The following is a 22,261-nucleotide window of genomic DNA, read 5'->3' on the forward strand; positions in this document are numbered from 1 at the left end:
CTGTGAGGTAACCGTGGCAACGAGTCCAGCCCGGTCACGACGTGTGACCGCGGCCTCCATCGCGGTGGCGCTGGCCGCCTTCGCCGTCTCCGCCGCTCCCGCCGCCAGCGCGGCGCCCACCGACTACCAGGCCGAGGACGCGACCATCTCCCAGGGCGTGGTGGAGTCCAACCACGCCGGGTTCACCGGACGTGGTTTTGTCAACTACACCAACGCGGTCGGCGGCTACGTCGAGTGGACGGTCAACGCGGCCGCCGCGGGCACGCACGCACTCACCCTGCGCTACGCCAACGGCACCGCGGCCAACCGGGCCCTGGACGTCACCGTGGACGGCGCGACCGTGGCCAACGACCTGGCCTTCGCCGGCACCGGCGCCTGGACCACCTGGGCCACCAAGAACATCACCGCCCCGCTGAAGGCGGGCGCGAACAAGATCAGGGCCACCGCGGTGACCGCCGACGGCGGCCCGAACCTGGACAAGCTGACCGTGGACAGCAGCGACACCCAGGCGCCGGGCGCGCCGCCGAACCTGCGCGCCACCGGCAAGTCGGCCACCTCGGTCTCGCTGGCCTGGGACGCGGCCAGTGACAACGTCGGCGTCACCGGCTACGACATCTACCAGCACGGCCAGCTGATGAAGAGCGTCGGCGCGGTGCTGGCGGCCACGGTGGAGAACCTGGAGCCGGACACCCTCTACGACTGGACGGTCTTCGCCAAGGACGCCGCGGGCAACGTCTCCCCGGCCTCCAACGCGGTGCCGGTGCGCACCGACGCGGCCCCGCCGGACAACGAGAAGCCCACCGTGCCCGGCGCGCTGCGCTCGACAGGCAAGACCGCCACCAGCGTCGACCTGGCCTGGACCGCCTCCACCGACAACGTGAAGGTCACCGGCTACGAGATCCTCACCGACGGCGCGCAGACCGGCACCGCCGACGGCAACACCACCACGCACACCGCGGCCGGCTTGCAGCCGAACAAGGCCTACACCTTCCAGGTCCGCGCCAGGGACGCCGCGGGCAACCGCTCGGACCTCTCCACCCCGATCACGGTGACCACGGGCGCCAGCGGCGGCACCGGCGTGCCCGAGCCGGGCGCGGTGAGCCAGATCGCCGGCGGCGTGGACGTGGCCTGGGGCGTGGGCTTCCTGCCGGACGGCTCCGCGCTGGTCACCGAGCGGGAGACCTTCAACGTCCTGCGCGTCACCCCGTCCGGCCAGAAGACGGTGCTGGGCAAGATCCCCGGCGCGCAGAGCACCGGCGGCGAGGGCGGCGCGCTGGGTCTGGAGATCTCCCCGAACTTCGCCGCCGACGGATTTGTGTACATCTACCACACGGCCAGCTCCGGCAACCAGCTCGTGCGGGCCAAGCTGACCGGCAACACCCTCTCCGGCTGGCAGACCCTGCTCGGCGGCACCCCGAAGAGCCGCTTCCACAACGGCGGCAGACTGCGCTTCAGCCCCGACGGCAAGTACCTGTTCGTCTCCACCGGTGACGCGCAGAACGGCCCGAACGCGCAGAACCTGAACAACAACGCGGGCAAGATCCTGCGTCTGAACCCCGACGGCACCATCCCCGCGGACAACCCCTTCCCCGGCAAGGCGATCTGGAGCTACGGCCACCGCAATGTGCAGGGCCTGGACTTCGACTCCCAGGGCAGGCTGTGGGCCTCGGAGTTCGGCAACTCCCAGCAGGACGAGGTCAACCTGATCACCAAGGGCGGCAACTACGGCTGGGACAAGTGCGAAGGCACCTCTGGCACCGGCTGCGCGGGCACCATCCCACCGAAGAAGACCTGGTCCACCAGCGCCGCCAGCCCCAGCGGCCTGACCATCATCAACGACCACGTCTTCGTCGCCACCACCAAGGGCGAGCGGATCTACCGGATGCGCATCGACGCCAACGCCAACCTGGTCGAGCAGAAGGTCTACTTCCAGGGCAGCTACGGCCGCCTGCGCACGGTCGAGGTGGACAAGCAGGGCGACATCTGGCTGACCACCAGCACCGACAAGGACGGCACCCCGGGCAACGACCGCATCCTGCGCATCGACATCCAGTACTCCGGCGGCGACCCCCAGCCCGGCGACTTCAAGCTGACCAGCACCGCCTTCACCGACAACGCGATGATCCCCACCCGCCACACCTGCGCCGGCGACAAGGTCGCGGGCCAGGACCCCAGCCCGCCCCTGTCCTGGGGCGCGGGCGCCACCGGCGCCAAGGCCTACGCGATCGTCTTCGCCGACCGCGTCAACAACGGCAACAAACTCCACTGGGCGATCTGGGACATCCCAGCCGCCACCCTGGGCCTGCCGGACAACCTCCCAGCGGGCTTCACCGTCCCCGGCCAAGGCGGAGCCAAGCAGAAGGCCATGGGCAGCGGCGCCAACACCCAGAAGTTCTTCGGCCCCTGCCCCGGCGGCAACACCAACCCCTACACCTTCACCCTGTACGCCCAGAACACCACCACCATCCCCGGCCTGACCGCCAGCTCCTCCATGGCCCAGATCGAGTCCGCGATCAAGGCCAGCAGCACCGCCAACACCGTCCTGCGCGGCCGCTCCAACGCCAAGGCAGGCTGACCCACAATCAACCGGCACCGCTGCCGGGGCGAGGAAATTAACCCCGCCCCGGCAGCGGCAGTCCCCCCTTTCGTCGCCGGAAAGATTCGCCGGGCCTCGAAGAGATCGCCGTCAGCGCGGACCGCCCGAGAAAAGTGAAGCCGCAAGGCGGGAACCGAGAACAAAGCAACGCCGCAGGTAGAAACACGAACAGCGATCCCCAGAACCGCCAGCGCAATATGCGCAAAAGCGTGGCGGTGGATTTCTTGATTTTGTTTGGGGGAAGGCCATCCCATAAGCTAGCCCAGCGATTGGGCAGGCCTCACCGCCTGCCCCGAAAGCCCAATCAGGGATGGCCTAGGGGCCCCAAACCAAATCGAGAAATCCACCGCAACCCAGCGACGACCCAGCGACCCCAACGTGAGACAGCCAACCCCCCAGATCGACGGAGTGCGAGGTTCACCTTCGCCGTGTAGCTTCGGATGTCGGTCGATCACAAGGGGTGATCAAAAGTGCTGTCGTCCGATACAACAACGTTCGCCGAACCGCAAGCCCAACCGCTCCACGACCGAGCGGAAGCAGAGGCATATGTCGCTTCTGTCTGCTTCAAAACCGGCCCACCCGCCCTCGTCGGCGTCGAGCTGGAATGGACCGTGCACCACGCGGACCACCCTCGCCGCCCACTCACCACCGACACGCTCCGTAACGCCCTGGGCACCCACGCGCCGCCCCTCCTGGCGCCGGAGAGCCCGCACCACCCGCTCCCGAACGGCTCCCTGATCACCGTCGAACCCGGTGGCCAGGTCGAGATCTCCACCCAACCGGCGCCGAGCCTGGCGGGCCTGCTGCCCGTGGCCACCGCCGACATCGCCTACCTCGTCGAACTGCTCCGCTCGGCCGGTCTCCGGCTGGGCAAGCACGGCATCGACGCGCACCGGCTACCGAACCGCCTGCTCCAGGTCCCGCGCTACGCGGCGATGGAGTCCGCGTTCAACCGGCGTGGCCCGGACGGCCGGACCATGATGTGCAGCACCGCCGGACTCCAGGTGTGCGTGGACGCGGGTGAACCCGGCCGGGTCGCCACCCGCTGGGCCACCGCACACGCGCTGGGACCGCTGATGCTGGCGGCCTTCGCCAACTCCGCCGAGTTCGCCGGGCGCCGCACCGGCTGGGCCTCGGCCCGGATGCGCGCCCTGTTCGGCACCGACCCCAACCGCACCCGCGCGGGCGAGGTCAGCGAGGATCCCGGCGGCGACTGGGCGCGGCGGGTGATGGACACGCCGGTGATCTGCCTGCGGCGCCCGGGAACCTGCTGGGACGCCCCGCCGGGCCTGACCTTCGGCGCGTGGGCCGACGGCGCGCTGGACCGCCGTCCGACCACCGACGACCTGGACTACCACCTCACCACCATGTTCCCGCCGGTCCGCCCGCGCGGGTATCTCGAGATCCGCTACCTGGACACCCAGCCGACCGGCGAATGGGTGGTCCCGGTGGCGCTGCTGCTCGCCCTGTTCCACCGCGAGTCCACAGTGGACAGCGCGCTGGACGCGGTCAGCGCGGCCGCCGACCGCTGGCACGAGGCGGCACGGCACGGGCTGACCGATCCGGTGCTGGCCATGGTGGCGCCACAGGTCTTCGACCTGGCGCTGCGCGCGTTGCCCGAGCTCGGGCTGCCAGCCGCCACCGCGGCGCTGGTCGAGGAGACAGTGGGATACCTGTTGGCCGGCCGTGCTCCGGTCGGCGCCGCCGAGGAGCTGGCATGACCGTCAACCCGATCGAGCTGCCCATCGAGAAGCTACGCGGATCCGTCGGCGAGGCGTTACAGCGCGCCCGCGCCCGCAGCACCACCCTGACCAACGCCGTCGACGAGTCCGACCTGGTCAAGCAGCACTCCAAACTGATGTCCCCGCTGATCTGGGACCTGGCGCACATCGGCAACCAGGAAGAGCTCTGGCTGGTCCGCGACGTCGGCGGCCGCGAGCCGGTCCGCTCCGACATCGACGAGCTCTACGACGCCTTCAAACACCCGCGCGCGGGCCGCCCGGAGCTCCCGCTGCTCAACCCGCGCGAGGCCCGGACCTACGTGCGCGAGGTGCGGGAGAAGGTGCTGGACGTGCTGGACACCTCACCGCTGGAGGGCGGACGGCTCCTCGACGGCGCGTTCGCTTTCGGCATGATCGCCCAGCACGAGCAGCAGCACGACGAGACCATGCTGGCCACTCACCAGCTCCGCGTCGGCGCCGCCGCCCTGCACGCCCCGCCACCACCGGACCCACCGTCCGATGTGGACGAACTACCGGCCGAGGTGCTCATCCCGGGCGGCCGTTTCGAGATGGGCACCTCCACCGAGGCGTGGGCGCTGGACAACGAACGACCGGCGCACACCGTGCACGTGGACCCGTTCTTCCTGGACACCACCCCGGTCACCAACGGCGCCTACCGCGAGTTCATCGCCGACGGCGGCTATGACGACCAGCGGTGGTGGACCGAGGCGGGCTGGGCGCACCGCCAGCGAGCGAACCTCTCCGCCCCGCTGTTCTGGCGCGCCGACGGCCACCACGGCTGGCTGCGCCGCCGCTTCGGCGTGCTGGAGACCTTGCCGGACAACGAACCCGTGCTGCACGTCAGTTTCCACGAGGCCAAGGCCTACGCCACCTGGGCGGGCAAGCGGCTGCCGACCGAGCCGGAGTGGGAGAAGGCCGCCCGCTTCGACCCGGCCACCGGCCGCTCCCGCCGCTATCCCTGGGGCGATGAGGATCCCGGTCCCGAGCACGCCAACCTCGGCCAGCGGCACCTGCGACCCGCGCCCGCCGGGTCCTATCCGGCCGGGACCTCCCCGCTGGGCGTGCGGCAGCTGATCGGCGATGTCTGGGAGTGGGTGGACAGCGACTTCAAGCCCTATCCCGGTTTCGCCGCCTTCCCCTACCGAGAGTACTCCGAGGTCTTCTTCGGCGGTGACTACAAGATGCTGCGCGGCGGCAGCTTCGGCACCGACCAGGTCGCGGTGCGCGGCACCTTCCGCAACTGGGACCACCCGATCCGCAGACAGATCTTCAGCGGGTTCAGGTGCGCACGCGATGTCCGCCAAGGGGAAGTGAACCGCTAGGCGTGTGCCGCCATCTGGCTTACCTCGGCCCCGCCATGCCCTTGGCCGACCTGGTGCTGACCCCGGCGCACTCGCTGCTGCGGCAGTCCTGGGCGCCGGCGGACATGCGCGGCGGCGGCACGGTCAACGCCGACGGCTACGGCGTCGGCTGGTACCCCGCGCCCGGCGCGGACCCGGTCCGGCACCGCAGCGCCCGTCCACTGTGGACGGACACCTCGTTCGCCTCCTGGGCGGGCGCGGTGTCCTCGGGCGCGGTGCTGGCCGCGGTCCGCTCGGCCACCGTCGGCATGCCGGTGACCGAGACCGCCAGTGCCCCGTTCGCCGACGGGCGCTGGCTGTTCAGCCACAACGGCCGGGTCACCGGCTGGCCGCACTCACTGGCCGCGCTGGCCGGGGCGCTGCCGGTGACCGACCTGATGACCCTGGACGCCGCGACCGACTCGGCCCTGCTGTGGGCCGTGCTGCGCAACCGGCTGCGCGCGGGCGAACCCGCCGCGGCCGCGGTCGCCGACCTGGTCCGGATGGTGGCGGAGGCCGCCCCGGACTCCAGGCTCAACCTCTTGCTGACCGACGGCACGAGCATCGTGGCCACCACCTGGTGGCACTCGCTGTCCGTGCGCCACACGGGAAGTTCCGTGATCGTCGCCTCCGAACCCTCTGATGAGCGCGACTGGCAGCCGGTCCCCGACCGGCACCTGGTGGTAGCCACTCCGTCCACTCTGGACACGACTCCCCTAGAGGATCTTCGATGACCCTGCCCGTGCTCGACATCCACCTGACCGAGAACGACGCGGCCGCCGCGCTGCGCGCCGATGTCCTCAGTGGACTGACCGCCAACCCGAAAACTTTGCCGCCCAAGTGGTTCTACGACGAACGCGGCAGCGAGCTGTTCGAGCAGATCACCGAGCTGCCCGAGTACTACCCGACCGGAGCCGAACGCGAGGTGCTGGCCGCGGTCGCGGACGAGATCGCCGCGACCACCGGCGCGGAGACCATGGTCGAGCTCGGCTCCGGCTCCTCGGCCAAGACCCGCCTGCTGCTGGACGCCTTGCGCGCCAACGGTTCCCTGCGCCGGTTCATCCCGCTGGACGTCTCCGCCGCCGCCCTGGTCCAGTCCACCCAGGCGCTGGCCGAGGACTATCCGGGCCTGGAGATCCGCGGCGTGGTCGGCGACTTCACCCGTCACCTGGAACGGCTCCCGGTCGGCGGCAGGCGGCTGGTCGCCTTCCTGGGCGGCACCATCGGGAACCTGCTGCCCGCCGAACGCGCCGAGTTCTTCGCCAGTGTGCGCGCCACGCTCAAGCCGGGGGAGTGGCTGCTGCTGGGCACCGACCTGGTCAAGGACCCGGACACGCTGGTGCGGGCCTACGACGACGGTCAGGGCGTGACCGCGGAGTTCAACCGCAACGTGCTGCGGGTGCTCAACCGGGAGCTGGCGGCGGACTTCGAGGTGGAGGCCTTCGAGCACGTCGCGGTGTGGGACGAGGACTGGGAGTGGATCGAGATGCGGCTGCGCGCCACCAAGGCGATGAGCGTGCGGGTCGAGGAGCTGGGCCTGGAGGTCAAGTTCGACGCGGGGGAGGAGCTGCGCACCGAGGTCTCGGCCAAGTTCCGCCAGTCCGGTGTCCGCCGCGAGCTCGCCGCGACAGGCTTCGACCTGCGCAAATGGTGGACCGACCCGGCCGGTAGGTTCGGGGTCTCGCTCGCCCGCGCGGAGGGGTAATAGGGTCTAAACATGAATCTTGTTCGCAACCTGGCGGTCAAGCTCGGCCGCCAGGAGTGGTTCGCCAAGCTCGGCCGCAAGCTGGTCCCCCTGGACGTCAAGATCCAGCAGCGCACCAAGGGCAAGATCAGCGTGTCCGAGCTGCTCGGCCTGCCCGCGCTGCTGCTGACCACCACCGGCCGCAAGAGCGGTCAGCCGAGGTCGGTGCCGCTGCTGTTCGTGCCCTACGGCGAGGAGTTCATCGTCACCGGCTCGAACTGGGGCCAGCAGCAGCACCCGGCCTGGTCGGCAAACCTGCTGGCGAACCCCGACGCCGAGATCACCCTGCGCGCCAAGCGTTTCCCGGTGACCGGCCGCCTGGTCACCGGCGAGGAGCGAGCCAAGGTCTGGTCCGAGATCGTCAAGGTCTGGCCCGCCTACGACACCTACGCCGAACGCGCGGGCGACCGGGAGATCCGCGTCTTCCTGCTCCGGAAGAAGTAGCGGGACCCCTCCCGGTCGACCCACGGTCCACTCCACCCCGTGGCCGCACCCCCGTCCCCGCCCCGCAAGCTCTGGCTGCTGGCGGGAGCGGGGGTGCTGGTGGCGGCCGCGCTGGTGGTGGTCCCGTTGCTGCGCAGGGGAAACCCGATCGAGGACGTGGCCACCGCGGTCGCCGAGGCGATGACCGACTACGACGAACTCGCCTTCGCCGCGCAACTGTGCCCCGTGACGCCCCGCCCGGAGTGGCCGGCCGCTGACCTGGCCGCCGCGCCCGATGTGCCGGTCGAAGTGCTGACCGTCGAAGGCCGCACCGTCCGCCCCGCCACTGATGCCACCCGAACCGCCGCCATTCCCGCGCGGCCGGGTGCCGAGCCCACCCAATCTGGAGCCGAGTCCGCCCGGTCGACGCCCGTCCCAGCTCAGTCGACCGGCGCTTCTGCTCAGTCCGGTGCTGGGTCTGCTCGGTCGATCACCGGCCCAGCTCAGGCGACCGGCGCTTCCACTCAGTCCGGTGCTGAGTCCGCCCGGTCAACCATCGGCCCAGCTCAGCTGACCAGTGCTTCCGCCCAGTCCGGTGCCAAGTCCGCCCCGCCGATCGCCGCACCCGGTCAGCCGACCAGCACTTCCGCCCACCCCGGTGCCGCGCCCGCCCCGTCGACCGCCGCTCCCCCGCCGAGCACCGCCGGTCCTCCTTGGCCGACCCCCGTTCCTGCCCGGCCCACCGCCAGTCCAGCTCAGCCGACCGCCGCTTCAGGTCAGCCCACCGCCACTTCCGCCCAGCCCGCCACCGCTTCAGCCCAGCCGACCGGCGCGTCCACCGCGTCCGCCCGCCCCACCCCCGACCCCGCGGTGCCAACCGCGGTCCTCGCACTCGGCACCATCCGCTTCACCCTGCACATCGACCGCGCCGGCTTCGACCGCCCCTGCGTCATCGCCCTGCACCGCGCCCCCGCGCCCGGCTAGGCCCTGCCCTCCAGGTACCGCTTCGCCAGCCGGACCTCCTCCGCCACCTCGCCGGTCACCTTGCGGCGCAGCACCGGTTCCAGCCAGCGCAGCCATGGCCGGAAGTGGAAGTTCAGCGTCCGCGTCAGCCGGGTCCCGCGCTCGACCGGGGTGCACACGAAGCTCGCGTCGAAATCCGAGAACAGCCGGGTCAGCCGGTTGGCGGGGGCGGGTGCCAGGCGGACGTCGACCCGTTCGCCGGGGGTGCGGCGCATCTGGGACACGGTGGGCGGCACCGGCAGGCCGGCCAGGCGGGGCCGGAAGGCGAACTCGGTCAGGTCGCCGTCGCGGCGCATCCACACCACGGGGCGGATCTTGCGGTCGACCTCGGCGTAGCGCCGGGCGTCCATGACGAACTCCAGCAGTTCGTCCGGGGTGCAGCCGATCGTCTCGGTGACCTCGATGGTGAGCATGTAGCCACGCTACCCATGATTCAGTCCCGTAGTCCGGCGAACAGGTCCGACTCCGGGATGGTCGTCGGCACCGTGGACCAGGCCAGGTGGTAGTCCTCGGTGGGCCAGACCTCGCGTTCCAGGTCCCTGGGGTGGGCGAAGAACGGGTGGGCCGGGTCGGACTGGGTGGCGTGGGCGCGCAGGGCGCGGTCCCTGGTGGCGAAGTGTTCGGGGCAGTGGATCTTGGTGGTGATCGGGTGTGGTGGTTCGGGTGGGAGTTCGACGAGCACCTCGCCCATCGCCGAGTCCCGGCCGCTGGCGAGGATGGCCTCGTGCAGGGTCTGGAACCAGGCTCGGCTGAGTCTGGCGTGGTAGTAGAGCTTGCTGGGCTGCCAAGGGGTTCCGGCTTCCGGGAACTGGTTCGCAACGGGGGCGGCGGCCAGCGCGGCGAGGGTGACCTCGTGGGTGCGCAGGTGGTCGGGGTGTGGGTAGCCGCCGGTCTCGTCGTAGGTGAGCACCACGTGGGGGCGGAACTCGCGGAACTGGCGGACCAGGGCCGCGGTGACCTCGGTCAGCGGGCGGGTGGCGAAGCAGTCCTGGGGGAGTTCTTCGCCGTTGGCGGGCAGGCCGGAGTCGGGGAAGCCGAGGAAGTGCTGGCGGACGCCCAGGATCCGGGCGGCCTCGGCCATCTCCCTGCGCCGGATCGCCGGCAGGTCGGCGCGCACCTCGGGACGGTCCAGTGCCGGGTTCAGCAAGTCACCGCGTTCGCCGCCGGTGCAGGTGACCACCAGGATCTCCACACCCAGGCTCGCGTAGTGCGCCAGCGTGGCCGCGCCCTTGCTGGACTCATCGTCGGGATGGGCGTGCACGGACAGCAAGCGGAAGTTGGGCATGACCTAAACTTAGGTCGGACCTACAGATGGGTCAAACCTATTAGTAGGTCGGACCTAAGGTATGCTGCGCGCATGGGACTGCGGGAGCAGAAGAAGCGGGAGACCCGGCAGGCCATCTCGGACCTGGCCACCCGGTTGTTCATCGAGCGCGGTTTCGAGGCGGTCACCATCGCCGAGGTCGCCGCCGTGGCCAAGGTGGCCAAGATGACCGTGACCAACCACTTCCCGCGCAAGGAAGACCTGGTCCTGGACATCCACGCCGAACTGGCCGGCAGCCTGGCCAACACGGTCCGGGCCAGGGCCAAGGGCGTCACGGCCTGGGCGGCTCTGCGCGCGGCGTACCTGGCCGCCATCCCGCGTCACGACCCGCTGCTCGGCTTCGCCGAACCGGCCTTCATCTGGATGATCAACGACTCGCCGACCCTGCTGGCCCGCCTGCGCGAGTTGCACGAGGCCCGCGAGCAGGCGCTGGCCGCCACCCTGGCCGCCGAGGAGACCGCGGCCGACGACTTCCTGGTCCGCGCCGTGGCCGGACAGCTGGCCAGCGCGCACCGGGTGCTGTTCGAGGACGCCTTCCGCGCCATCCAGGCCGGGGTCAGCCACGACGAGCTCGCCGAACGCCTGCTGGTGACGGGGCGAGCGGTGTTCGAGCTGCTCCGGCCGTCGATCGGCGACTTCGCGCCGCGCAAGTGAGGTTGCCGCGCGGGTGACGGCGCGGCGCGGGTGACGCTCCCGGGCAGTGCGACGGGCGGTGCGCCGCCGCGGGAACGTCACCCATCGGGCATCCGGTGACCCTCGGTGGAGGTCGCCAGCACCGGACACCCAGCCTGGTGGGAAGGATCAGCGCCTAGCGGCTCACAGCGGCAGGGCCTGCTCGATGTCCGACCACAGGTCCTCGACGTGCTCGATCCCCACTGACAGCCGCACCATCCCGGCCCCGATGCCCGCCGCCGCCAGCTCCTCCTCGTTCAGCTGCCGGTGCGAGGTGCTGGCCGGGTGCAGCACCGTGGTCTCCACCCCGCCCAGCGAGGCCGCCAGCTGCACCACCCGCACGCCCTTGCTGAACGCGTGCCCGGCCTCCCGCCCGCCGGCCAGCTCGAAGGCGATCATCCCGCCGAAGTCGGCCAGCAGCCGCGTGGCCACCTCGTGGTCCGGGTGTGAGACCAATCCCGGCCAGTGCACCGCGGTGACCGCCGGGTGCTCGGCGAGCCGTTCGGCGAGCACGGCGGCGTTCGCGCAGTGCTGGCGCATCCGGATCGGCAGGGTCTGGATGCCGCGGATGGTCAGCCAGGCAGCGAAGGGATCGGCCATCGCGCCCAGTTCCATGGCGTGGTGCCAGACCTTGCGGTGCAGGTCCTCGTCGGCGAAGGCCAGGATGCCGCCGGTGATGTCGCTGTGGCCGCCCAGGTACTTGGTCGCCGAGTGCAGCACGATGTCAGCGCCGTGGGCGAGGGGCCGGCACAGCAGCGGGGTGGCGAAGGTGTTGTCCACGATGGTGGTCAGGCCCGCGGCCTTGCCCTCGGCCAGGAAGGCGGGCAGGTCGATGACCCTGGTGACCGGGTTGGCGATGGTCTCCAGGTACAGCAGGCGGGTGTTGGGGCGCACCGCGGTGGCCACCTCGGCGGGGTCGTCGCCGGGGATGTAGGTGACCTCGATGCCGAAGCGGGCGGTCAGGTCGGCCAGGGTGGCGAAGGTGCCGCCGTAGAGGCACCGTTGCGCGATCACGTGGTCCCCGCTGCGCAGCAGGCCGAGCAGGGCGGAGTTGATCGCGCCCATGCCGGAGGCGGTGGACACCGCGCCGACCCCGCCCTCCAGCGCGGCGACCGTCTCCTCCAGGGCCCGGGTGGTCGGGTTGGCGTAGCGGCTGTAGACGAAGCCGGTTTCCGGGGAGTCCAGTGCGGCGGCCAGCGCGTCGGGGTCGTCGAAGGCGAAGTTGGACGCCTGGTAGATCGGCACGCTGATCGGGCGCGAGTTCGGCAGCGCCGGGGCGGTGATGTGGACGGCTCGGGTCTCGGGGCGCGTGGGCGTCATGCGTTTCAGCCTGCTCGGGCAACAGGGGCGGGGACAGCGCCAATCCCGGGTAGATTGGTTTGCCTATGGAGCCAATACCGTGGCCGGTGGACCGGCTCGTCGCTCAACTCGGCCGCTGGTCGGCCGGGCGCGGTCCGCTGTACCTGCTGCTGGCCGAGCGACTGCGCCAGCTCATCGACTCCGGCCAGCTGCCCCCGCGCGCCACGCTGCCGCCGGACCGCACCCTGGCCGAGCGGCTCGCCGTCGGCCGCACCACGGTGGTCGCCGCCTACGACCGGCTGCGCCAGGAACGCAAGTTGGAACGGCACCAGGGCCGGGGCACCTGGGTCGCGCCCGCGGTGCTCTCCGGCTGGCGCGGCGCGCAGATCGCCCCGGCCAGCCCGCTGTTCCTGAACTACCTGGAACCGCTGGACGACGTGCTGCCGCTGGCCTGCGCCGCCCCGCACGGCCCGCCGCCGGAGCTGGCCGCGGCCTACCAGCGCGCGCTGCCGCTGCTGCCCGAGCTGGACAGCGGCGACATCGGCTACCACCCGCTGGGCCACCCCGCGCTGCGCGCCGCGCTCGCCGAGCGGCACACCAGCCGCGGCCTGCCCACCGATCCCGGCCAGATCCTGGTCACCACCGGCGGCCAGCAGGCGCTGGCGCTGCTCGCCCGGCTGTTCCTGAAACCCGGCGACCAGGTGCTGGTGCAGGCCCCCACCTATCCCGGCGCGCTGGAGCTGTTCCGGGAGGCCGCCGCGCTGGTCCGCTCCGTGCCGACCGGGCCGGACGGCCTGGACGTGGCCGCGTGGACCGCCGCCGTGGCCGCCGACCGCCCCGGCCTGGCCTACCTCAACCCCACCCACCACAACCCGACCGGCGCCACCGTGCCCACGCTGGCCCGCCGCCGGATCGCCGAGGTGGCCGCCGAGCACGGCGTGCCGCTGATCGAGGACGACATCCTGGCCGGGCTTTCCCTTGACGGCAGCGAGGATCCGCCGAACGTCGCCTCCTTCGCCCCGCCCGGCGCGGTGATCACCGTCGGCTCGCTGAGCAAGGTGGTCTGGGGCGGCATGCGGGTGGGCTGGATCAGGGCCGCGGAGGGCCAGATCGCCCAGCTGTCCCGGATCAAGTCCATCCACGACCTGGGCAGCGCGGTGCTGGAACAGCTCGCCGCCGCCGAGCTGCTGCCCGCGCTGCCGGAGATCGCGGCCCGCCGCGGCGCGCAGCTGCGGGCCCGGCACGACCACCTGTGCGCCCAGCTGGCCGAGCAGCTGCCCGGCTGGCGGTTCCGGCGCGCCGGTGGCGGGCAGTGCCTGTGGGTGCGGCTGCCCGGCTGCGACGCCTCGGCCTACGCGCAGGTCGCGCTGCGGCACGGGGTCGCGGTGCTGCCGGGGGACGCGCTGGCCACCGACGGCAGCGGTGCGGACCACCTGCGCATCCCGTTCACCGCCCCGCCGGAGCAGCTGACCGAGAGCGTCACCCGGTTGGCCGCGGCCTGGCGGGCCTTCCGGCGAACGGGGCACAGCCCGGCCGCGGTGCATGCGATGGTCGTGTGATCTGGGTCAGTTAACCCTGCGTTCGGCCCTTGTTCCGACTCGGGCTTGTCCCCATCTATGTTGATGTTCCTAACATCCGCTCATGAGTGACGGATTCTCGGCGAACCGGCGCGCGTTCCTGCGCACCACCGGACTGCTCGGCATGAGCGCGACCATGCTGGGCGGCGCGGGACTGAGCGCGCAGGCCACGCCCGAGGACGACGCGCGGCACAGCGGGGACGGCGCCGGCGCGGCGGCGCGTCCGGCGGACGTGCAGAACCCGCGCTTCACCCTGGCCGTGGTGCCGGACACCCAGTACCTCTTCGACCGCGACCGCGGCGACCGGGAACCCCTGGAAGCCACCTTCGAGCACGTGCTGGACCAGGCCAGGGAGCACAACATCGTGTTCCTGGCGCACCTGGGCGATGTCACCGAGAACGGCCTGCCGGACGAGGTCGCCGAGGCCGACCGGGCCTTCCGCGTGCTGGACCGCAAGCGCTTCCCGTACAGCGTGCTGGCAGGCAACCACGACATCAACTCCCGCACCGACGACCAGCGCGGCCGCAGCCCGTACCTGGATGCCTTCGGCCCCAAGCGGTTCGAGCACTCGCCGACCTTCCGCGGCGCCTCGCCCGGCGGCTACAACAGCTACCACGTCTTCCGCGCCGGTGGCCGGGAGTGGCTGCTGCTGGCGCTGGACTGGCGGGTCTCCGCGGTCGGCTACACCTGGGTCCGGCAGGTGCTGGACAAGCATCCCGGGCTGCCGGTCATCCTCACCACGCACGAGTTGGTGCACGCCGACGGCGGCACCGGCGAGGCCGAGCTCTCCGCCGCCGGGAAACAGATGTGGGACAAGCTGATCGCCGGTGAGGACCGGATCTTCCTGACCCTCAACGGCCACTTCTGGCCACCCGGCCGCACCACGCTGCGCAACAAGGCCGGCAACGAGGTGCACCTGCACATCACCAACTACCAGGACCGCTACTACGGCGGCGGCGCGATGCTGCGGCTCTACCACTTCGACCTGGCGCGCAACGTGATCGACGTGGAGACCGTCGCACCCTGGCTGCTGCGGCGTCGCCCGGAACGGCTCAACGTGCTGGAGCAGCAGGAGATCCGCCGCACCGGCGCGGCCGACCGGTTCACCGTGGAGATCGACTTCACCGAGCGGTTCCGCCGGTTCGCGCCGCCGCCGGTGCGCCCGGCCCGGCCCGCGCCGGAGGTGGTCATCCCCGGCACGGTGGCCTACTGGCGGTTCGAGGACGCCGAGCGCTTCGCCGACCTCTCCGGCAACGGCAACCACCTCACCCGCGCCACCTTGCCCGGCGCGCCGACCGACGCGCTCAGCCACAGCGAGGAGCACCACCCCGACCAGCCCGGTCACGGCAGCCTGCGTATGCACGGCGGCGGCTACCTGCGCACCGCCGCGGACGCGCCGCTGACCAAGCTGACCTTCCCGCGCGGCTACACCATCGAGGCATTTGTCAAGCTGCCCAAGGACTTCGACCACCGGCACGCCTGGTGCGGCCTGTTCACCACGGTGGCCACCGGCGCGGACGCGGGCAAGACCGGCGACGACCCGAGGGAACCGCTGGCCACGCTCAACCTCTCCGACGGGGCCGCCTTCCAGTGGGCGGTGTTCCCGCGCAACCAGGAGGGCCTGTCCACCAACTGGGGGCACGAGCTGCCGCGCGCGCACTGGTGGCACGTCGCGGTGGTCAACGACGGGCGGCGCAGCGTGTTGCACGTCGACGGCGCGCCGGTGCTGCGCAACCCCGACACGCCGGCGGTCGGCATCCCGGCGGCGGTCGGCGGCTGGCTGGTCGGCGCGTACGCCTATGACCGGAAGGTGGAGAAGAGCTTCACGGGGTGGCTGGGCGATCTGCGGATCGTGGACCGCCCGCTGCGCCGGGAGGAGTTCCTGACCGGGCGCTGACGGACTCGCCCCGCCGCCACAGGGCGACTCCGGTGGCGATCATCCAGGCCCAGGCGGCCACGGTGCACGGCAGCGCGCCGCTGAGCCAGCCGAGCCCGCCGCGGTCACCCGGCGCGAGCAGCCGGGTCGACGATCCCGTTGGCGTTCGTGGTGGTGGTGCTGGCGGCGCGGCTGGCCGAGCCGGCGGCCGGCACGCTGGACTGGGACGCCGGGGCGCTGCTCGGCCGCATTCAGTGAAATGCCTGCTCTTGCCGCTGCACTGGCGAGCTGTGAGGGTTCGACACAAACTTGTGTTCGACCCAGCTTAAGGAGTACGCGGTGGCCCGACAGGGTTTCCCATGGCTGCGCGGGGCGGGGGCGGTGACCGCGATGGCGGTGGTCGCGGCCACCGCGCTGACCGGCACCGGCGCGGCGGCGCCCGAACAGGAGAGCACCGAGCGGTTCGCGCTGGAGTCGGTGAAGTGGGCGCCGTGCCCGGACGCGGTGTTCGTCAACGACCCGCAGGCCGACCGCACCCGGTTCGGCTGCGCCACCTACAAGGTGCCGATCGACTACCGCAAGCCGTCCACCGGCTCGGTGGAGATCGCGCTGCTGCGGCGGCTGGCCGATGACCCGGCGCGCCGGATCGGCTCGATGTTCATCAACCCCGGCGGGCCGGGCGGTTCCGGCTACCTGGGGCCGATCCGCGCGGACCGGCGCTACGGCGCCGAGGTGCTCAAGCGCTTCGACATCGTCGGCTTCGACCCGCGCGGGGTGGCCCGCAGCAGCCCGCTGCGCTGCTTCACCACCGCCGAGGAGGCCAACGCGGTCGGCGACCGGCAGATCGCGGTGCCGTTCACCCGGCAGGAGGTCAGGGACGCGGTCCAGGCCGGCCAGGACCACAGCGCGGCGTGCGCCAAGAACGCCGGTCCGCTGCTCCGGCACATGTCCACCAAGAACGTGGCCAGGGACCTGGACGTGCTGCGCCAGGCCGTCGGCGACGCCAAGCTGACCTTCGTCGGCTTCTCCTACGGCACGCTGATCGGCTCCACCTACGCCAACATGTTCCCCAGCAAGACCAGGGCGATCGTGATCGACGGCAACGTCGACCCCGAGCTGCGCACCGGGGACGGCCTGGAGTCCGACCGGCAGCGGGCCGAGGGCTTCGAGCTGGCCCTGGACGGCTTCCTCAAGCGCTGCACCGCGGCCGGGCCCAAGTGCGCCTTCAGCGAGGGCGACACGCGGAAGAAGTTCGACGAGCTGCGCACCCGGCTGCAGCGCGAGCCGATCACCCTGCCCACCGGCGCCAAGCTGACGCTGAGCGCGTTCACCAGCAACGTGAGCACCGCGATGTACGCCGCGGACCGCTTCGCACCGCTGGCGGTGGCGCTGCAGCAGGCATACGCCGCGATGAGCCCGGTGGACGTCCTGGACCGGGGCAGGTCCGAAGCGCCCTCGGACTTCCTGACCAGGGAAACGCCGAGGAACAGCCTGGACGCGCTGGCCGACACGCCCTACACCGGCGACGACTCCTTCTACGGCGTCAACTGCATCGACAAGCCCTACCTGCGGCTGCCCGCCGCCTACCCGGTGATCGCGAAGATCTGGGAGCGCCAGTTCCCCACCTTCGGCCGGTTCCAGGCCTTCGACGCGGTGCCGTGCGCGACCTGGCCGGGTGGTTCGGACCGCTATGACGGGCCGTGGCACAAGAAGACCGAGCACCCGATCGTGGTGATCGGGAACTATTACGACCCGGCCACCCCGTACTCGTTCTCCCAGCGGATGGCCAAGCAGCTCGGCTCGGCGCGGCTGGTCAGCGTGGACTCCTTCGGCCACGCGATCCTGGGCCGCTCCAAGTGCGTGGACGACCTGACCACGGCCTACCTGGCCGAGTTGAAGGCCCCGGCGAACGGGATCGTCTGCCAGCCCAACGCGCAGCCCTTCGCCTGACCCGCTGGTCCACGACGCGGCCCCGTCCGGTTCACCGGGCGGGGCCGTTGTCGATTCCCCAACTGGAAGGCCTTCCAGCCAGCGAGTTTCGGATGATCTCGGAGAACGGACGGTCGAGTAGCCGCAGCGCAACGTGCCCGCATCGGAACGGTCACGAGGGGTGAAATCCTTTGCCCGCGCATGACCAGACTGCACGCCTGCAACAAACGGGCGGGAGGACACAAGGAGATGCGCAGATCAGGCAGGCTCGGCCTCCGCGCGGCCGCGATCGCCGCACTGGCGGTGGCACTGGTCGCCGGGTGCGGGTCCGCGCCGGAGGAAACCAGGGACGCCTCGGTGGTCAACCGGGCCGCCAAGACCAAGAAGCTCACCATCGGTATCGCCTACGACCAGCCTGGCCTGTCCGAGCGGGTGGGGGAAGGCAAAATCGAAGGATTCGACGTCGACGTCGCCGAGTACGTGGCCCGCGAGCTCGGCGTGCAGGCCGACAACATCACCTGGAAGGAGAGCAGGGCGGGCGAGCGGGAGAAGGCGATCATGGACGGGTCGGTGGACCTGGTGGTCACCACCTTCTCCATCACCGAGGACCGCAAGACCAGGATCGCCTTCGCCGGGCCGTACTTCATCGCCGGGCAGGGACTGCTGGTGCGCATGACCACCAACGACATCACCGGCCCCGAGTCGTTGAACGGCAAAAAGCTGTGCACGGTGCCGAACACGACCTCGGCGCAGACCATCAAGGACCGTTTCGCCAAGGGCACCCAGCTGGTGGAGTACTTCCGCTACTCCGAGTGCATCAGCGCGCTGCTGCTGGGCAACGTGGACGCGGTGACCACCGACGACGTCATCCTGGCCGGGTACGCCGCGCAGAACCCGGAGCTGCTGAAGGTGGTCGGCAAGCCGTTCAACCCGGAGCGGTACGGAATCGGCCTGGCCAAGGACGACGTCTCGGGCAAGGGCAAGGTCAACTCCGCGATCGAGAAGATGATCAGCTCAGGGGAGTGGAAGAAGTCCCTGGACAAGCACGTCGGCCCGTCGGGCTACCCGGTGCCCACGCCACCGGAGGTGAACGAGCGCTGAGCGCGCTCCTGCCTGCCAAGGCGGCGGCGGACGCTTCGGCCGGGGTTTGAAAACCCACAAAGCGGGTCTCTCGTCTTCTCCGTACGGCCTGGAGACTGCTAACCACATCCCCGCGAGCAGACGCTCACAGCAACCGCCGCCAAGGCCACGCCACGTGACGGCGGCTGGTCGCGGGGATGTGGTTCGCTGTCGGAAGGTCGTGCGGAGAAGACGAGAGGGCCGCGAGCACGCTGGGTCTTGAGTCGGCAGCCCAAACCCCGCCCCGCAACCTGCTCATCCGGGTGTTGATCTGCCCCACCCCTCCGGGGGTCTGCCCGTCCGGCGAGGACATTCTTTTGATCTTGGTCTTGGGTTTTCAGTCAAGAGCGAAGATCAAGAGCGTCCTCGCCGGACGGGCAGAGATCAAAGCATGGGGGGAAAGTCAAAGTCAAAGGCCAAGACGCAGGCGGGTCTTGAGGTTCCCCATGCCCGTCAACCTTCCGAAATCACACCACATCCCAGCCCACGGCCGCCGTTGCGTGGCGTGGCCTTGGCGGCGGTTGCTGTGTGCGTCCGTGGGCTGGGATGCGGTCTGATGTCTCCAGGTTGACGGGCATGGGGAACCTCAAGACTTCGGACAGGTTTTGAAAAGCCACCCCGGTCGCTGGTCCCTGGTCGCGAGCGTGAAAAAGCGGGCGGGAAGACCTTTGGCCTTCCCGCCCGCCCCGTTCACGAGCCCCGGTGGGGGATCGCTCAGCTGCGGACCATCTTCCGCAGCACGTACTGCATGATCCCGCCGTTGCGGTAGTAGTCGGCCTCACCGGGGGTGTCGATGCGGACCACCGCGTCGAACTCGACCTTGCCGCCGTCGGTCTTGGTCGCGGTGACCTTGACCGTGCGGGGGGTGGTGCCGTTGTTCAGCTCGGTGACGCCGGTGAAGTCGTAGGTCTCCGTGCCGTCCAGGCCCAGGGTGGCCGCGGTCTGGCCTTCCGGGAACTGGAGGGGGAGCACGCCCATGCCGATCAGGTTGGACCGGTGGATGCGCTCGAAGGACTCCGCGATGACCACCCGGACGCCCAGCAGGCTGGTGCCCTTGGCGGCCCAGTCGCGCGAGGAACCCGAGCCGTACTCCTTGCCGGCCAGCACCACCAGCGGGATGCCTGCCTCGGCGTAGGCGACGCTGGCGTCGTAGATGGTGGTCTGCTCGCCGTTGGCCAGGAAGTTGCGGGTGAAGCCGCCCTGGACGTCGTTGAGCAGCAGGTTGCGCAGGCGGATGTTGGCGAAGGTGCCGCGGATCATGACCTCGTGGTTGCCGCGGCGGGAGCCGTAGCTGTTGAAGTCCTTGCGCTCCACGCCGTGTTCGCTGAGGTACTTGCCCGCGGGGGAGTCCGGCTTGATGGAACCGGCCGGGCTGATGTGGTCGGTGGTGACCGAGTCGCCCAGCAGGGCCAGCACCCGGGCGCCGCTGACGTCCGTCACCGGCTTCGGGTCCATCTCCATGCCCTCGAAGTACGGGGGCTTGCGGACGTAGGTGGAGTCATCGGCCCACTCGAAGGTCTTGCCCGTCGGCGTGGGCAGCGACTTCCAGCGCTCGTCGCCTGCGAAGACGTCCGCGTAGTCCTTGACGAACATCTCCGAGCTGATGGAGCTGGCGATGACGTCCTGGATCTCCTGCGGGGTCGGCCAGATGTCGGCCAGGAACACCGGCTTGCCGTCCGGGTCGTTGCCCAGCGGCTCGGTGTTGAGGTCCAGGTCCATGGTGCCGGCCAGGGCGTAGGCCACCACCAGGGGCGGGGAGGCCAGGTAGTTCATCTTGATGTCGGGGCTGATCCGGCCCTCGAAGTTCCGGTTGCCCGACAGCACCGAGACCACCGACAGGTCGTTGTCGTTGATGGCCTTGGAGATCTCCTCCGGCAGCGGGCCGGAGTTGCCGATGCAGGTCACGCAGCCGTAGCCGACCAGGTGGAAGCCGAGCTTCTCCAGGTACGGCAGCAGCTGGGCCTTCTCGTAGTAGTCCATGACGACCTTGGAACCCGGCGCCAGGGAGGTCTTCACCCACGGCTTGCTGGACAGGCCCCGCTCCACCGCGTTCTTGGCCAGCAGCGCCGCGCCCAGCATCACCGAGGGGTTGGACGTGTTGGTGCAGGAGGTGATCGAGGCGATCGCCACGTGCCCGTGGTCCAGCGTCGTCTCGGTGCCGTCGGCCAGGGTCACCGGCACCGTGCGGTGCGGGCGGGCGCCGTTGGCGCGGGCGTTGGACGCCGGGGCGTCCGAGGCCGGGAAGCTCTCCTCGCTGGCCTCGTCCACGCCGTCCTCGTCGGCGACGTAGTTGCGGATGTCGACCCGGAACTTCTCCTTGGCCTCCGACAGCGAGATCCGGTCCTGCGGCCGCTTCGGGCCCGCGATGGACGGAACCACGGTGGACAGGTCCAGCTCCAGGTGCTCGGAGTACTCCGGCTCCACGGACGGGTCGTGCCAGAGGCCCTGCTCCTTGGCGTAGGCCTCGACCAGCGCGAGCTGCTCGGCCGGACGGCCGGTCAGGCGCAGGTAGTCCACGGTCTCCTGGTCGATCGGGAAGATCGCGGCGGTGGAGCCGAACTCCGGGCTCATGTTGCCGATGGTGGCGCGGTTGGCCAGCGGCACCGCGGTCACGCCGGAGCCGTAGAACTCGACGAACTTGCCGACCACACCGTGCTTGCGCAGCATCTCGGTGATGGTCAGCACCAGGTCGGTCGCGGTGGCGCCGGGGGGCAGCTCACCGTGCAGCTTGAAGCCGACCACCCTGGGGATGAGCATCGAGACCGGCTGGCCCAGCATCGCGGCCTCGGCCTCGATGCCGCCGACGCCCCAGCCGAGCACGCCGATGCCGTTGACCATGGTGGTGTGGCTGTCGGTGCCGACCACGGTGTCCGGGTAGGCCTGGCCGTTGCGGGTCATCACCACGCGCGCCAGGTGCTCGATGTTCACCTGGTGCACGATGCCGGTGCCCGGCGGCACCACCTTGAACTCGTCGAAGGCGGTCTGGCCCCAGCGCAGGAACTGGTAGCGCTCCTTGTTGCGCTGGTACTCCAGGTCCACGTTGCGCTCGAAGGCGTCCGGGCGGCCGAAGATGTCGGCGATCACCGAGTGGTCGATCACCAGTTCGGCGGGCGCCAGCGGGTTGACCTTCGTGGGGTCGCCACCGAGCTGGGTGACGGCCTCGCGCATGGTGGCCAGGTCAACGACACAGGGCACGCCGGTGAAGTCCTGCATGATCACCCGGGCCGGGGTGAACTGGATCTCGGTGGCGGGGTCTGCCTTGGGGTCCCAGCTGCCCAGCGCGCGGACGTGGTCGGCGGTGATGTTCGCCCCGTCCTCGGTGCGCAGCAGGTTTTCCAGCAGGATTTTCAGGCTGTACGGCAGGCGCTGGGCGCCCTCCACGGCGCTGAGCCGGAACACCTCGTAGGAGGCGTCACCGACGGTCAGCGTGCCGCGTGCGCCGAAGCTGTCCTTGCTCACGGGTGCGGTCACGTGCAACTCCATCTCGCGGCGGTGCAAGTTCGGGGAACGAGGGCGAGTCTTGCGCACCCGAGCCGAGCGCGCCGCCGTGCCCTCCTGGCTCTAACAGTACGCTTGTCCTATATTCACGTTCAACCG

Annotated in this window: 16 protein-coding genes; 12 read left to right on the forward strand and 4 right to left on the reverse strand. The window is 70.7% G+C overall.

Annotation, left to right across the window (positions count from 1 at the left end):
• Window positions 1-43: 43 nt before the first annotated feature.
• The 7 genes from M8C13_RS17030 to M8C13_RS17060 all read left to right on the forward strand — a co-directional run bounded on the left by M8C13_RS17030 (window position 44) and on the right by M8C13_RS17060 (window position 8,829).
• Entirely contained in the window at window positions 44-2,575 is a 2,532-nt protein-coding gene (locus M8C13_RS17030) for a PQQ-dependent sugar dehydrogenase (RefSeq protein ID WP_252481586.1), read from the forward strand.
• 491 nt (window positions 2,576-3,066) lie between these two features.
• The gene (gene egtA / locus M8C13_RS17035; protein WP_252481587.1) at window positions 3,067-4,317 is read left to right on the forward strand and encodes an ergothioneine biosynthesis glutamate--cysteine ligase EgtA; all 1,251 of its coding nucleotides are present in this window, start codon (window positions 3,067-3,069) and stop codon (window positions 4,315-4,317) included.
• A complete protein-coding gene (gene egtB, locus M8C13_RS17040) occupies window positions 4,314-5,660 on the forward strand; it encodes an ergothioneine biosynthesis protein EgtB (protein ID WP_252481588.1) in 1,347 nt (448 codons plus the stop codon). The genes egtA and egtB overlap by 4 nt, the downstream gene beginning before the upstream one ends.
• 2 nt (window positions 5,661-5,662) lie before the next feature.
• On the forward strand, window positions 5,663-6,412 hold the full coding sequence (gene egtC, locus M8C13_RS17045) for an ergothioneine biosynthesis protein EgtC (RefSeq protein WP_252481589.1): 750 nt from the start codon (window positions 5,663-5,665) through the stop codon (window positions 6,410-6,412).
• Entirely contained in the window at window positions 6,409-7,383 is a 975-nt protein-coding gene (gene egtD / locus M8C13_RS17050) for an L-histidine N(alpha)-methyltransferase (RefSeq protein ID WP_252481590.1), read from the forward strand. The genes egtC and egtD overlap by 4 nt, the downstream gene beginning before the upstream one ends.
• A 12-nt stretch (window positions 7,384-7,395) precedes the next feature.
• Complete coding sequence (locus M8C13_RS17055) at window positions 7,396-7,866, forward strand: nitroreductase family deazaflavin-dependent oxidoreductase (protein WP_252481591.1); 471 nt, start codon at window positions 7,396-7,398, stop codon at window positions 7,864-7,866.
• 39 nt (window positions 7,867-7,905) lie between these two features.
• Complete coding sequence (locus M8C13_RS17060) at window positions 7,906-8,829, forward strand: hypothetical protein (protein ID WP_252481737.1); 924 nt, start codon at window positions 7,906-7,908, stop codon at window positions 8,827-8,829.
• Here the strand turns inward: M8C13_RS17060 and M8C13_RS17065 are convergent.
• Both M8C13_RS17065 and mca read right to left on the reverse strand, forming a co-directional pair.
• Entirely contained in the window at window positions 8,826-9,281 is a 456-nt protein-coding gene (locus M8C13_RS17065; protein WP_252481592.1) for an SRPBCC family protein, read from the reverse strand. The two genes, M8C13_RS17060 and M8C13_RS17065, sit on opposite strands and share 4 nt — an antisense overlap.
• 20 nt (window positions 9,282-9,301) lie before the next feature.
• On the reverse strand, window positions 9,302-10,153 hold the full coding sequence (gene mca / locus M8C13_RS17070; RefSeq protein WP_252481593.1) for a mycothiol conjugate amidase Mca: 852 nt from the start codon (window positions 10,151-10,153) through the stop codon (window positions 9,302-9,304).
• Between the two features lie 72 nt (window positions 10,154-10,225).
• Between mca and M8C13_RS17075 the strand changes: the two genes are divergently transcribed.
• A complete protein-coding gene (locus M8C13_RS17075) occupies window positions 10,226-10,846 on the forward strand; it encodes a TetR/AcrR family transcriptional regulator (RefSeq protein WP_252481594.1) in 621 nt (206 codons plus the stop codon).
• Window positions 10,847-11,008: 162 nt separating this feature from the next.
• On the opposite strand, the gene M8C13_RS17080 is transcribed toward M8C13_RS17075, so the two are convergent.
• Window positions 11,009-12,184 (reverse strand): PLP-dependent aspartate aminotransferase family protein, encoded by a 1,176-nt coding sequence (locus M8C13_RS17080; protein ID WP_252481595.1) that lies wholly within the window; start codon window positions 12,182-12,184, stop codon window positions 11,009-11,011.
• Between the two features lie 86 nt (window positions 12,185-12,270).
• On the opposite strand from M8C13_RS17080, the gene M8C13_RS17085 reads away from it, so the two are divergent.
• From M8C13_RS17085 to M8C13_RS17100, 4 genes are all read left to right on the forward strand, one after another.
• Window positions 12,271-13,722: a PLP-dependent aminotransferase family protein gene (locus tag M8C13_RS17085; RefSeq protein ID WP_252481596.1), complete on the forward strand. Its 1,452-nt coding sequence runs from the start codon at window positions 12,271-12,273 to the stop codon at window positions 13,720-13,722.
• 82 nt (window positions 13,723-13,804) lie between these two features.
• Complete coding sequence (locus M8C13_RS17090; RefSeq protein ID WP_252481597.1) at window positions 13,805-15,637, forward strand: LamG-like jellyroll fold domain-containing protein; 1,833 nt, start codon at window positions 13,805-13,807, stop codon at window positions 15,635-15,637.
• 318 nt (window positions 15,638-15,955) lie between these two features.
• A complete protein-coding gene (locus M8C13_RS17095; protein WP_308202809.1) occupies window positions 15,956-17,566 on the forward strand; it encodes an alpha/beta hydrolase in 1,611 nt (536 codons plus the stop codon).
• A 228-nt stretch (window positions 17,567-17,794) separates the two neighbouring features.
• A complete protein-coding gene (locus M8C13_RS17100) occupies window positions 17,795-18,646 on the forward strand; it encodes a glutamate ABC transporter substrate-binding protein (RefSeq protein ID WP_252481598.1) in 852 nt (283 codons plus the stop codon).
• A gap of 732 nt (window positions 18,647-19,378) precedes the next feature.
• Here M8C13_RS17100 and acnA read toward each other — a convergent pair.
• Window positions 19,379-22,135 carry an aconitate hydratase AcnA gene (acnA, locus tag M8C13_RS17105; RefSeq protein WP_252481599.1) on the reverse strand — a complete coding sequence of 919 codons (2,757 nt, stop codon included), beginning with the start codon at window positions 22,133-22,135 and terminating at the stop codon, window positions 19,379-19,381.
• Between the last annotated feature and the right edge of the window lie 126 nt (window positions 22,136-22,261).

The organism is Crossiella sp. SN42, assembly GCF_023897065.1.
Classification (GTDB): Bacteria; Actinomycetota; Actinomycetes; order Mycobacteriales; family Pseudonocardiaceae; genus Crossiella.